This window comes from Serratia sp. CY33802 (genome assembly GCF_052169095.1).
Lineage (GTDB): Bacteria > Pseudomonadota > Gammaproteobacteria > Enterobacterales > Enterobacteriaceae > Serratia > Serratia bockelmannii.
On the sequence record NZ_JBJNLL010000010.1, the window covers coordinates 1 to 11,838 of the forward strand.

General features: G+C 56.1%; 12 protein-coding genes and 1 rRNA gene. 8 read left to right on the top strand and 5 right to left on the bottom strand.

Annotated features, from left to right (window positions below; translation table 11 throughout):
• Nucleotides 1-72, top strand: a 5S ribosomal RNA gene (gene rrf / locus ACJ8HA_RS21860); the annotation flags it as partial.
• Nucleotides 73-144: 72 nt separating this feature from the next.
• On the opposite strand, the gene mobB is transcribed toward rrf, so the two are convergent.
• Together mobB and mobA are read right to left on the bottom strand one after the other, a co-directional pair.
• Nucleotides 145-663, bottom strand: coding sequence for a molybdopterin-guanine dinucleotide biosynthesis protein MobB (mobB, locus tag ACJ8HA_RS21865; protein ID WP_025304725.1), 519 nt, complete (start codon nucleotides 661-663; stop codon nucleotides 145-147).
• Entirely contained in the window at nucleotides 663-1,250 is a 588-nt protein-coding gene (gene mobA / locus ACJ8HA_RS21870; RefSeq protein WP_025304724.1) for a molybdenum cofactor guanylyltransferase MobA, read from the bottom strand. The genes mobB and mobA overlap by 1 nt, the downstream gene beginning before the upstream one ends.
• A 148-nt stretch (nucleotides 1,251-1,398) precedes the next feature.
• On the opposite strand from mobA, the gene ACJ8HA_RS21875 reads away from it, so the two are divergent.
• From ACJ8HA_RS21875 to dsbA, 3 genes are all read left to right on the top strand, one after another.
• Nucleotides 1,399-1,668, top strand: a complete 270-nt coding sequence (locus ACJ8HA_RS21875) for a YihD family protein (protein ID WP_004931268.1) — start codon at nucleotides 1,399-1,401, stop codon at nucleotides 1,666-1,668.
• Nucleotides 1,669-1,766: 98 nt separating this feature from the next.
• Entirely contained in the window at nucleotides 1,767-2,753 is a 987-nt protein-coding gene (locus ACJ8HA_RS21880; RefSeq protein ID WP_049209084.1) for a serine/threonine protein kinase, read from the top strand.
• A gap of 29 nt (nucleotides 2,754-2,782) precedes the next feature.
• Nucleotides 2,783-3,406 (top strand): thiol:disulfide interchange protein DsbA, encoded by a 624-nt coding sequence (dsbA, locus tag ACJ8HA_RS21885; RefSeq protein WP_025304721.1) that lies wholly within the window; start codon nucleotides 2,783-2,785, stop codon nucleotides 3,404-3,406.
• Nucleotides 3,407-3,449: 43 nt separating this feature from the next.
• Here dsbA and ACJ8HA_RS21890 read toward each other — a convergent pair whose 3' ends face one another.
• Nucleotides 3,450-4,346, bottom strand: coding sequence for an acyltransferase (locus ACJ8HA_RS21890; protein ID WP_025304720.1), 897 nt, complete (start codon nucleotides 4,344-4,346; stop codon nucleotides 3,450-3,452).
• A 497-nt stretch (nucleotides 4,347-4,843) separates the two neighbouring features.
• On the opposite strand from ACJ8HA_RS21890, the gene polA reads away from it, so the two are divergent.
• Together polA and ACJ8HA_RS21900 are read left to right on the top strand one after the other, a co-directional pair.
• On the top strand, nucleotides 4,844-7,642 hold the full coding sequence (polA, locus tag ACJ8HA_RS21895; protein WP_038630023.1) for a DNA polymerase I: 2,799 nt from the start codon (nucleotides 4,844-4,846) through the stop codon (nucleotides 7,640-7,642).
• Nucleotides 7,643-7,833: 191 nt separating this feature from the next.
• Complete coding sequence (locus tag ACJ8HA_RS21900) at nucleotides 7,834-7,881, top strand: spot 42 RNA, inhibition of DNA synthesis (protein WP_071892919.1); 48 nt, start codon at nucleotides 7,834-7,836, stop codon at nucleotides 7,879-7,881.
• A gap of 278 nt (nucleotides 7,882-8,159) precedes the next feature.
• Here the strand turns inward: ACJ8HA_RS21900 and yihA are convergent, their stop codons facing one another.
• Nucleotides 8,160-8,804, bottom strand: coding sequence for a ribosome biogenesis GTP-binding protein YihA/YsxC (gene yihA, locus ACJ8HA_RS21905; RefSeq protein WP_019452177.1), 645 nt, complete (start codon nucleotides 8,802-8,804; stop codon nucleotides 8,160-8,162).
• 734 nt (nucleotides 8,805-9,538) lie between these two features.
• Here yihA and yihI point away from each other — a divergent pair.
• Entirely contained in the window at nucleotides 9,539-10,078 is a 540-nt protein-coding gene (yihI, locus tag ACJ8HA_RS21910; RefSeq protein WP_072008264.1) for a Der GTPase-activating protein YihI, read from the top strand.
• 182 nt (nucleotides 10,079-10,260) lie between these two features.
• Nucleotides 10,261-11,634, top strand: a complete 1,374-nt coding sequence (gene hemN / locus ACJ8HA_RS21915; protein ID WP_049209085.1) for an oxygen-independent coproporphyrinogen III oxidase — start codon at nucleotides 10,261-10,263, stop codon at nucleotides 11,632-11,634.
• A gap of 34 nt (nucleotides 11,635-11,668) precedes the next feature.
• Here the strand turns inward: hemN and ACJ8HA_RS21920 are convergent, their stop codons facing one another.
• Nucleotides 11,669-11,791 (bottom strand): YshB family small membrane protein, encoded by a 123-nt coding sequence (locus ACJ8HA_RS21920; RefSeq protein WP_015379453.1) that lies wholly within the window; start codon nucleotides 11,789-11,791, stop codon nucleotides 11,669-11,671.
• Nucleotides 11,792-11,838: the final 47 nt, after the last annotated feature.

Sequence of the window (11,838 nt, forward strand, 5' to 3'; positions counted from 1 at the left end):
CTCAGAAGTGAAACGCCGTAGCGCCGATGGTAGTGTGGGGTCTCCCCATGCGAGAGTAGGACACTGCCAGGCATCAAATAAAGCCGAAAGCCCTGAACTGACGTTCAGGGCTTTTTGCTGTGCGTAAAACGTAAAAAAGCGCAGCTACGCTGCGCCTTTCAACCACTCGACAATAAAATCGGCGATGCTTTCCGGCTGATTGAGATCCAACGGCTTAGCCGTGATGGATAGCGGTCGGTCGCTGGCTACCGCCACGACAAACTGATCCAGCATGTCTTCTAGCGGCCTACCGATCTCGGCCCGATAAAGCAGGATCTTGCTGACCGGCTCATGTTTGAACCCTTCCACCAGAATCAAGTCGACCTTATCGGCATCAAAACGCTCTGCCAGGTAGCGTAGATCCAAAGGTTGTTGCTCCGGCGTTTCGGTCATCAATGCCCAGCGGCGATCGCTGGCGACCAACGTTTGGTCGGCACCCGCTTTGCGCAGCTCATAGCTGTCTTTACCCGGTGTATCCACATCCATATCGTGGTGCGTATGCTTTATCAGCCCAACCCGCACCTGGCGCTGTTTCAGCAGCGGGATCAGCTGTTTGAGCAAGGTGGTTTTTCCCGTTCCGCTATAGGCACCGATGGCCAGCAAAGGGGGCAATGAACGATTCATTACTTTAGCTCTCGTGCTTGCTGCCAATTCCGGCAGTCTTCCGGCGTATTCAGGTTATGAAATGCCGCTTGTTGTCCGCAGAACGCCACGCGTTGTGCCCCAATTTGATGCAGGAACAGCATCAGCTTGCGTTCACCTCGGGCCAGATAGTCAGCCAGCTGCGGTGCTATTTGGCTATGCAATAACGCCAGCGTAGGGTGATCTCGTTCACCATCGCTGGCAAAGGCCGCCTGCGCCGCGCCTTTTTGCCGCCAGAGTTGTGCGACTAAGTCGGCGGGAAAGTCGGGGACATCACAGGGGACAAAGACCACCCATTCGCTGTGAGCCTGTGTGAGCCCGGCGAGCATCCCGGCCAACGGTCCGGCGAAGTCGGGCGTCAGATCGCCAATCACCGGCAAACCGCTCGCCTGGTAACGTGCCTGATTGCGATTGGCGCTGATGGCGACGGAGGCCACCTGCGGGCGTAACCGAGCCAATACGTGTTGATAGAGTGCGATCCCGCCAATCGACACTAGGCCTTTGTCTTCACCGCCCATGCGCGTGGCCCGTCCGCCGGCCAAAATGACGCCGCTGATTTCTTTATGCATCTCGTTTATCCCGCCTTGTCGATGCGCTGATTGTAGCGCTAAAGCCAGCGCGACATCAGGATTTACCTTTATTGACAAGCCGGTTCTTTCACTGCGTGGGTAAGCCTGTTACTTTGTGAGTTTATTCATGCTATTGGACGATATTGAGATGAAAACGCATCGCGTAAACGAGTTGATCGAGCTGTTGCACCCGGCCTGGCAGGAAGATCCCGATCTCAATTTGATGCAGTTTTTGCAAAAGCTGGCGAAGGAAGCGGGCTTCCAGGGCGAGTTGTCCGAATTGAGCGATGATATTCTTATTTACCACCTGAAAATGCGCGGTAGCGCCGGCACGGATCAGATCCCGGGTCTGAAGAAAGATTACGAAGAAGATTTTAAAACGGCGCTGTTGCGCGCTCGCGGCGTTATCAAGGACTGATCCTCGTGCGGTGCGAGAAAGCATAGCGCGTGAAATGCGCCATTAATGCTACTATTTCTCATTCCCGGCACCATGCTGTCAGCGATCAAACGAACGTTATGAATAACTCTGCTTTTAATTTCGACACCCTGTCGCCCGATTTGATTATGGACGCGCTAGAAGGGATTGGCCTGCGCGTTGATTCCGGCCTGACGGCGCTGAACAGCTATGAGAACCGCGTCTATCAGTTTATGGACGAAGATCGCCGACGCTACGTGGTGAAGTTTTACCGTCCGGAGCGCTGGAGTGCCGCACAAATCGGTGAGGAACATCAGTTCGCTCTGGATCTGGCCGGCGCGGAGATCCCGGCGGTGGCGCCGCTGGCGCTGCAAGGCACTACGCTGCATATGCACGGCGGTTTTTTCTTTACGCTGTTCCCCAGCGTGGGGGGCCGGCAATATGAGATAGACAATCTGGATCAGTTGGAATGGGTAGGCCGTTTTCTGGGGCGTATCCATCAGGTCGGCGGTGAGCGTTTGTTTGCTGAGCGGCCGACCATGGGGATTGAAGAGTATCTTATTGCCCCGCGTCAGGCGCTGGCCGATTGCGAGCTGTTGCCGGCAGCGCAGCGTGAAGCGTTCCTGCAGGCGACGGATAACCTGATTGCGGCGATCAAGCCGCACTGGCATCTGAACTGGCAGCCGCGCCGTTTGCACGGCGATTGCCATCCGGGCAATATTCTGTGGCGCGACGGCCCGCTGTTTGTCGATCTTGATGACGCGCGCAACGGCCCGGCGGTGCAAGACTTGTGGATGCTGCTGCACGGCGAGCGGCGCGATCAATTGATGCAGCTGGACGTCTTGCTGGAAGCGTACGGCGAATTTGCCGAGTTCGATCAGCGCGAGCTGGCGTTAATTGAGCCACTGCGGGCGATGCGTATGGTGTATTACCTGGCCTGGGTCGCTCGCCGTTGGCAGGATCCGGCCTTCCCTAAGAGTTTTCCGTGGATGGCGGAGTCTGATTTCTGGTTGTCTCAGACTGCGGCCTTCACCGAACAGGTTAAGCTGTTGCAGGAGCCTCCTCTGCAGCTGACGCCAATGTATTGAAGCTTTAACACAATGGAGAGTTTAGTCTTATGAAAAAAATATGGTTGGCGCTCGTTGGCATGGTGATGGCATTCAGTGCCTCGGCGGCACAGTTTAGCGATGGCACTCAGTATGTGACCCTGGACAAGCCGGTGACCGGTGAGCCGCAGGTACTGGAGTTCTTCTCCTTCTACTGCCCGCACTGCTACCAATTCGAGCAGGTCTATCACGTGTCCGAAAACGTGAAAAAGGCGCTGCCTGCCGGCACCAAAATGACCAAGTACCACGTGGAGTTCCTGGGGCCACTGGGCAAACAGCTGACTCAGGCGTGGGCGGTGGCGATGGCGCTGGGCGTGGAAGATAAAGTAAGCCCGCTGATGTTTGAAGCGGTGCAAAAAACCCAGACCGTGCAAACGCCGGACGATATCCGTAACGTCTTCGTAAAAGCGGGCGTGACCGCCGCAGATTATGACGCAGCTTGGAACAGCTTCGTGGTGAAATCTCTGGTGGTTCAACAGGAGAAAGCCGCGGAAGATCTGCAGCTGCGCGGCGTGCCGGCGGTATTTGTGAACGGCAAATACATGGTTAAAAACGATGGCCTGGATACCAGCTCGATGGACGCTTACGTGAAGCAGTTCGCCGACGTGGTTAAATTCCTCAGCCAGCAGAAATAAGCCTGATTCAACATGAAAAACGCCGGCATTGCCGGCGTTTTTTTTATCCATATTGCCGCTTCAATTTATCCAGCAACCGGTCTTTTTCCTGCCACAGCGTATTCAGCCATAGCTGGAAGCGCCGCTTGAACAGCTTGTCGTTGAAGTAGTCCCCGTGCAGGGTTTCATCGATCGGCAACGTCTCAATTCTTACCACTATACGCGTCAGACGACCGCACAGCATGTCCAGAAAAGGCCGTTGGTTATTTTCCGGATAGAGCAGGGTAACGTTCAACACTTTGTCGAACTGATTGCCCAGCGCGCTAAGGGTAAACGCGATGCCGGCGGCTTTGGGCGCCAGCAAATTGCGGTAGGGTGAATTGCTTTTAATTTTCTTGGCTTCGGTGAAGCGCGAACCTTCGACGAAATTGACGATGGTGGTTGGGCGCTGGCGGAATTTTTCGCAGGAACGGCGCGTCGTTTCGATATCCTTGCCGCGTTTCTCCGGGTGCTTGAGCAAATAGGCACGGGAGTAACGTTTCATGAATGGCATATCCAGCGCCCAGCAGGCCAGGCCGACGAAAGGTACCCAGGCGAGCTGTTGCTTGAGGAAATACTTATTCATTGGAATATGATTTCTGAACAGCACGCACAACACGACAATGTCTGACCAACTTTCGTGATTGCTGATCAGCAGATACCAGTTTTTACGATCCAGCCCTTCCAGCCCTTCAATATCCCAACGCAATTGCCCGTTAATACGCAATAACAGCGCCAGCCCCTGACACCAACACCACATCATGAAATCGGCGAAAGCCGAGATATATCGCCAGACGGCGGGAATGGGCACCAGGAGTTTCACGATGCCGGCCAACGTGATGGGGATGGAACACAACACCGTCACCAGAATGGTGAGTATGACGGAAATGATAAAGATAACAGGCGTTAACAATCTTGGCATGGTTATGGGCTGACGGTTGTTGGGAACATCGTTGCATGCCAAAGCGCATGAACAAAAGCCTATTTTAACAGAGATCGTCGGGGTAAAGCGCCGCTAAAAATCACTGTTTTTCGTCTCATCGGATAACCATTTGCTGAGTTTTCGTGCAACTTTCCCAGCTTGTGCTAGGGTAATTGAGGCGCCGAATTTGATTAATAGTGCGATTAAAATCCGGCGAAAGTTATATCCACAAATTCAATAAAAGCCAGTAATAAAGCGTCGCCGGAATTCGTTCTTTTAACGCGGTGATTTAAATAGGAATTTTATTCGCCGTTATAACGATAATCACAGCGTTATAATTCGGTCTCTTTTCTATGCACAAAGTTATCCACAGGTAAGATCTTGCGGATCCTCGCGCACCATCACATCATTTTCGTCCGCAATGCACGCTAAGGTTCGTCTCCGGCGGCCAGCTATGGCATGCTTACCCCTATGTCCGATCACGATAAAGAAACGCTATGGCCCAGATTGCAGAAAATCCACTAATCCTGGTTGACGGTTCCTCCTACCTCTACCGCGCTTATCACGCCTTCCCGCCGCTGACCAACTCGGCGGGCGAGCCAACCGGCGCGATGTATGGCGTGCTGAATATGCTGCGCAGCCTGCTGCTGCAGTATCAACCGAGCCACGTTGCCGTGGTGTTTGATGCTAAAGGGAAGACCTTCCGCGACGATCTGTTCGCTGAATACAAGTCACACCGGCCACCGATGCCGGACGATTTGCGTGCGCAGATCGAGCCGCTGCACAGCATGGTCAAGGCGATGGGCCTGCCGCTGCTGGTGACGCCCGGCGTTGAGGCGGACGACGTCATCGGTACGCTGGCGCTGGAGGCCGAAAAGGCCGGCCACGCGGTGCTGATCAGCACCGGCGACAAAGACATGGCGCAGTTGGTGACGCCGAACGTCACCCTGATCAATACCATGAACAACACGATCCTCGGCCCGCAGGAAGTGTGCGATAAATATGGTATTCCGCCGGAGCTGATCATCGACTTCCTGGCGTTGATGGGCGATTCATCGGACAACATTCCCGGCGTGCCGGGCGTGGGCGAGAAAACCGCCCAGGCGTTGCTGCAGGGGATCGGCGGGCTGGATGCGCTGTACGGCAATCTGGAGAATATCGCCACGCTGAGCTTCCGCGGCGCCAAAACCATGGCGGCCAAGCTGGAACAGAACAAAGAGGTCGCGTATCTCTCCTATAAGCTGGCGACGATCAAAACCGACGTCGAGTTGGATCTGACCTGTGCGGACCTGACGGTCTCCGCGCCGGATGTCGACACGTTGCAACAGCTGTTCAAACAGTACGAGTTCAAACGCTGGCTGGCGGACGTGGAGGCCGGCGTCTGGCTGGAAAACAAGAAAGGCGCGGGCGCGAAAGCTGCCGGCGCCGCCAAATCGGCCATCGCTGCGGAAACGCCGAAAGCGCTGGCGGAGGCCAAGCTGTCTCAGGACGGTTATGTCACCATCCTGGACGAAACGACCTTTACCGACTGGCTGGCGCGGCTGAAAAAGGCCGACGTATTTGCCTTCGATACCGAAACCGATGGCCTGGATACGCTGACCGCCAACCTGATCGGCCTGTCCTTCGCGATCGCGCCGGGTGAAGCGGCTTATTTGCCGGTGGCACACGATTATCTGGATGCACCGCCACAGCTGGATCGCACCTACGTGCTGGAAGCGCTCAAGCCGCTGCTGGAGGACGAGAAGGCGCTCAAGGTCGGGCAAAACCTGAAGTTCGACATGAGCCTGCTGGCGCGCTACGGCATCGAGATGCGCGGTATCGCCTATGACACCATGTTGGAGTCCTATGTGCTGGACAGCGTCGGTGGCCGTCATGATATGGACAGCCTGGCCGATCGTTATCTGGGCCACAAAACCATCACCTTCGAAGAGATCGCCGGCAAGGGTAAAAACCAGCTGACGTTCAACCAGATCGCGCTGGAGCAGGCGGCGCCTTACGCCGCCGAAGACGCGGATGTCACGCTGCAGCTGCACCTGGCGATGTGGCCGCAGCTGAAACAGAGCGCGGAGCTGCTGACGGTATTCAATGAGATTGAAATGCCGCTGCTGCCGGTGCTGTCGCATATCGAACGCACCGGGGTGCTGATCGATCCGGCCATTTTGTCGGCCCACTCTCAGGAGCTGGCCAAGCGTTTGGCGGAACTGGAGGTGCAGGCCCATGAGCTGGCGGAAGAGCCGTTCAACCTGGCGTCGACCAAGCAGCTGCAGGCTATCTTGTACGAAAAACAAAAGCTGCCGGTGCTGAAGAAAACCCCGGGCGGGGCGCCGTCCACCAACGAAGAGGTGCTGGCCGAGCTGGCGCTCGACTACCCGCTGCCGAAGGTGATCCTGGAATACCGCGGCCTGGCGAAGCTGAAGACCACCTATACCGATAAGCTGCCGCTGATGATCAATCCGGTCAGCGGCCGGGTGCATACCTCGTACCATCAGGCGGTGACCGCTACCGGCCGTCTCTCCTCGAGCGATCCGAACCTGCAGAACATCCCGGTGCGCAACGATGAAGGGCGACGCATTCGCCAGGCCTTTATCGCGCCGGAAGGCTACCGCATCGTCGCGGCCGACTACTCGCAAATCGAGCTGCGCATCATGGCGCATTTGTCACAGGATGAAGGGCTGCTGAAGGCCTTCGCCGAAGGGAAAGACATTCACCGCGCCACGGCGTCGGAAGTTTTCGGCGTGCCGTTGGATAAAGTGACCGGCGAGCAGCGCCGCAGCGCCAAGGCGATTAACTTCGGCCTGATTTACGGCATGAGCGCCTTCGGCCTGGCTCGTCAGCTGGGGATCCCGCGTGGGGAAGCTCAGCGCTATATGGATCTCTACTTCGAGCGTTACCCAGGCGTGCTGGACTACATGGAGCGTACCCGCCAGCAGGCCTCAGAACAGGGCTATGTCAGCACGTTGGATGGTCGCCGTCTGTACCTGCCGGACGTCCGCTCCAGCAATGGCATGCGCCGCAAGGCGGCCGAGCGCGCCGCTATCAACGCCCCGATGCAGGGCACGGCAGCTGATATCATCAAGCGTGCGATGATTGAGGTCGACGCCTGGCTGCAAGGGCAGGAGAAGCCGTTGGTGCGCGCAATCATGCAGGTGCACGATGAATTGGTGTTTGAGGTGCACGAGTCGGTGCTCGAAGAAGCCAGCCAACGTATCCGCCAATTGATGGAAGGCAGCATGACCTTGGCGGTGCCGCTGAAGGTTGACGTGGGCGTCGGCATGAACTGGGATGAGGCGCACTGATCGTCGGGTTATCGCCGGATGCGCTAACTGGCGATAACCTAAGCACTTTTCGTAATTAAGCTACAAGATTCGGCGATAGTTTCCCCAACTTCGCCGTTCTTGCGCCGCAAATTGTGTAAGTAAACTACAAAAAATTCTTTTGCCCTGCGAAAAAATGATGTAGAGTTACAGGCGTAGGGTACAGAGGTAAGATGTTCTATCTTTCAGACCTTTTACTTCACGTAATCGGATTTGGCTGAATATTTAGCCGCCCCAGTCAGTATTGACTGGGGCGTTTTTTATTGTAAAAACAGCAGCAAACCATACGTTTTTCCTATCGCTCCGCACCGCTTTTCGTTCCTGCTTCCATCCTTTCGACTCGCGTAATCCGGCGAGATAAGCCAGCCCTGGCGATAAGTTTTTATGATGGCTTTATTTCAAAACTGTAATTAGATAACAAAAAATTTCGTCTGCGGCCGTTCGACGGGGATAAAAAAGCCGATGCGGTGAGGCATCGGCTCTGGCGTTAGGCCTGGGCTTATTCGCCGGCTTCGTCTTCCGGCAGCACTTCCGGCGGGATCTCGTTAAACCAGGTGTCCAGCTTCTGGCGCAGTTTGTCGACGCCGATCTTTTTCAGCGATGAGAAGGCTTCGACCTGGATATCCCCCATAAACGGCAGCACCGCTTCACGCACCATGTTGAGCTGCGCCTTGCGTGCGCCGGAGGCCAGCTTGTCGGCCTTGGTCAGCAGCACCAGCACCGGCGTGCCGACGTCGACCGCCCACTGGATCATCTGCTGGTCGAGATCTTTCAGCGGATGGCGAATATCCATCAGCACCACCAGGCCTTTCAGGCTGTTGCGCATCTGCAGATATTCGCCCAGCGCGCGCTGCCATTTGCGCTTCATCTCTTCCGGCACTTCGGCGTAGCCATAGCCCGGCAGGTCGACCAGGCGGATGCCGTCTTCCACTTCGAACAGGTTGATCAGCTGGGTGCGCCCCGGCGTTTTACTGGTGCGCGCCAGGCTTTTTTGGTTGGTCAGCGTATTCAGCGCGCTGGATTTACCGGCGTTGGAACGGCCGGCAAAGGCGACTTCAATTCCTGCATCCCCCGGCAGATGGCGAATATCGGGTGCGCTGGTGACGAAATGGGTCACATGATAGTTGTAGTTCTTGCTGGTCAAAATTTTTCGTCTCCGTGAGGATGGCTAACTGGTTGGCGATTATAACTGCATCAGCGGTAAAAATGGCGTGTTTCTCCGTTTTTAAGCGGCGGGACGCGATAAAACGGCAGTTATGCCGCGCGTGCGTTGTGAGACATTTGCCATTCGAATCGCGGGTAATGTCGCTTTATTCGAAAGTGATATTTTTGTTTTTGTTTTAAAAACAAAGCGTTGTTTTTTCGTTGTAGGGAAATGTCGTTCAAATTGGCGTCAGGTGCCTTGAGCCTTCGCAACAATAACGTAAAGTAGTAGTTAACGCAGGGTTGCGCAGGATTAGGGAACATCCGGGAAGGATGACAAATCTCAGGGAATGCACAGGGCGTGCAATGAGTGCCAGGATGAACGCAAAAGGAAGTGACCCTTTCGCACCGGAACAGGCGGCAGGCACATCGGATGGTGAAGTATCGGCAGTTTGGATGCCCGCAGGAAGCGCGCTCGGGAAGAGCGGATGCGAATGGATTGCGCCATGGACGATTTTCCTTTCAGGATGAAGGACGTAGTGGCAGGGAATGCGGTTATAGCAGAAGGAAAAACCGGGATGTTGCATGTACGCAAGGAGCGCGTAACAGGAATACCCTTCGCAAGAAGGTGCGAAATAGGCGGCAGGTTTAACCTGCCGCCTTTTTTCTTTGTCCGCTTTCTGCTAGATTCCGCCGCAATTCTATACTGAATCTACATACCTAAGAGCACACGCTATGAACCAGCCATCAAAAGCACCTCGCGGCAGCGCGGCGAAGTCAAAAACGAAAAAGAAAAGCCGTATGGAGCTCGATCAGGAAGCGCGTGAGCGCAAACGCTTGAAAAAGCGCCGCGGCCTCGCTTCCGGTTCGCGCACCCAGGTCGAGTCCGGCAGTCAGAAGAACAAATCGGCGGCAGAAGCCAAAGATCCACGTATCGGCAGTAAAGTGCCGGTTGCGCTGGTGGTCGACGAAACCAAAGTGAAGGCCAAACCGCAGCCGAAGCCGAAGGCCGAAGCGAAACCACGCCTGTCGCCGGAAGAAGAGTTGGCGAAGCTGGAAAATGACGAGCGCCTGAACGCGCTGCTGGATCGCATCGACGACGGCGAAACGCTGAACGCGGAAGAGCAGACCTATGTCGACAAAACGCTGGATCGCATCGATGTGCTGATGGACGTGTTGGGTATCGAACTGGGTGAAGACGACGACGAAGAAGAAGAGAAGCAGGAAGATATTCTGAAGCTGCTGAAAGGCGGCAATCCGAAAGACGCCTTTTAACGCGCCATGTGGCTAATCTCGACAATAGCCCTACTCTTGATGTGTTATCTGCTGTGGTTATTCGGTAAACTATGGCGGCTGTCTAAGCGCAAAGCGCGTTTTCGCAGTGCTTCCGTGGCCAGACAGCGCAGACAACCGCCTCTCTCCCGGCCCGGTAGAAAAAGATATCGGAAGGAGTGAGCATGTCAGAGCAGACGATTGTCTGGGATTTGGCCCTGATCCAAAAATATAACTACTCAGGGCCGCGTTATACCTCATACCCCACGGCGCTGGAGTTTAACCAGTGCTACGACGAAGCGGCGTTTCAACGCGCCGCTGCGCGCTATCCTGAGCGACCGCTGTCGCTGTACGTGCATATCCCCTTCTGCCATAAGCTGTGCTACTTCTGCGGCTGCAACAAGCTGGTGACGCGCCAGACGCACAAGGCCGACGAATACCTGAACGTTTTGGCGCAAGAGATCGCCAGCCGTGCGCCGCTGTTCGCCGGCCGTAAAGTCGGCCAGATGCACTGGGGCGGCGGTACGCCGACCTACCTGGATAAAGCGCAAATCAGCCGGCTGGTGGCGTTGCTGCGCGAACACTTTGATTTCCTGCCCGATGCGGAGATGTCGATCGAGGTCGATCCGCGCGAGATAGAGCTGGATGTGCTCGATCATTTACGTGCAGAAGGCTTTAACCGTCTGAGCATGGGGGTGCAGGATTTCAACAAGCAGGTGCAGCAGCTGGTCAATCGCGAGCAGGACGAAGCCTTTATTTTCGCCCTGATTGAGCGGGCCAAAGCGCTGGGCTTCCGCTCGACCAATATCGATCTGATCTACGGCCTGCCGAAACAGACGCCGGAAAGCTTCGCTTTCACGCTGCAGCGGGTGGCTGAACTGAATCCCGATCGCCTCAGCGTGTTCAACTACGCGCATATGCCGAACTTGTTCGCCGCCCAGCGCAAAATCAAAGACGCCGATCTGCCGGGCGCGCAGCAGAAGCTGGATATCCTCCAGCAGAGCATCGCGTTCCTGACCGACGCCGGCTATCAGTTCATCGGCATGGATCACTTTGCCCGCCCGGACGACGAGCTGGCGATCGCGCAGCGCGAAGGCAAGCTGCACCGCAATTTCCAGGGCTACACCACTCAGGGCGACAGCGATCTGCTGGGGCTGGGCGTGTCGGCCATCAGCATGCTCGGCGACAGCTATGCGCAGAACCAGAAAGAGCTGAAGCGTTACTATGACAGCGTGCAGGCGCAGGGCAACGCGCTGTGGCGCGGGCTGGCGCTGACGGACGACGATTGCCTGCGGCGCGATCTGATCAAAACGCTGATCTGTAACTTCCGATTGGCGTATCAGCCGCTTGAACGGCAATACGGCATCGATTTCACCGCTTACTTCGCCGAAGACCTGCAGCTGCTGGCGCCGTTTGAACGCGATGGGCTGGTGGAGCGCGACGAGCAAGGCATTCGCGTCACGCCGCGCGGGCGCTTGCTGATCCGCAATATCTGCATGTGCTTCGATCGCTATCTGCGGCAACAGGCGCGCAGCCAGCAGTTCTCTCGGGTGATCTGAGGATGAAAAAACAGCCGCTGATGCGGCTGTTTTTTTAACTGAAGAAGTTAATCAGCGCGGCGCACAACACCGCGGCGACCGCCGCCTGCGGGGTGTGGCTGGCGGCAGAGCCCAGCTCCGCGCCCTGAGAAATGAACACGATGAATGAGTCCAGCATCGTCAACCTCCAGAGTGTGCGACACGATCATACTGCGCCCGCTCCGG

What these genes read in the sequence shown, in the direction of transcription:
- mobB (WP_025304725.1), bottom strand. Translation starts at nt 663, where the DNA reads ATGAATCGTTCATTGCCCCCTTTGCTGGCCATCGGTGCCTATAGCGGA.
- mobA (WP_025304724.1), bottom strand. Translation starts at nt 1,250, where the DNA reads ATGCATAAAGAAATCAGCGGCGTCATTTTGGCCGGCGGACGGGCCACG.
- ACJ8HA_RS21875 (WP_004931268.1), top strand. Translation starts at nt 1,399, where the DNA reads ATGAAAACGCATCGCGTAAACGAGTTGATCGAGCTGTTGCACCCGGCC.
- ACJ8HA_RS21880 (WP_049209084.1), top strand. Translation starts at nt 1,767, where the DNA reads ATGAATAACTCTGCTTTTAATTTCGACACCCTGTCGCCCGATTTGATT.
- dsbA (WP_025304721.1), top strand. Translation starts at nt 2,783, where the DNA reads ATGAAAAAAATATGGTTGGCGCTCGTTGGCATGGTGATGGCATTCAGT.
- ACJ8HA_RS21890 (WP_025304720.1), bottom strand. Translation starts at nt 4,346, where the DNA reads ATGCCAAGATTGTTAACGCCTGTTATCTTTATCATTTCCGTCATACTC.
- polA (WP_038630023.1), top strand. Translation starts at nt 4,844, where the DNA reads ATGGCCCAGATTGCAGAAAATCCACTAATCCTGGTTGACGGTTCCTCC.
- yihI (WP_072008264.1), top strand. Translation starts at nt 9,539, where the DNA reads ATGAACCAGCCATCAAAAGCACCTCGCGGCAGCGCGGCGAAGTCAAAA.
- hemN (WP_049209085.1), top strand. Translation starts at nt 10,261, where the DNA reads ATGTCAGAGCAGACGATTGTCTGGGATTTGGCCCTGATCCAAAAATAT.
- ACJ8HA_RS21920 (WP_015379453.1), bottom strand. Translation starts at nt 11,791, where the DNA reads ATGCTGGACTCATTCATCGTGTTCATTTCTCAGGGCGCGGAGCTGGGC.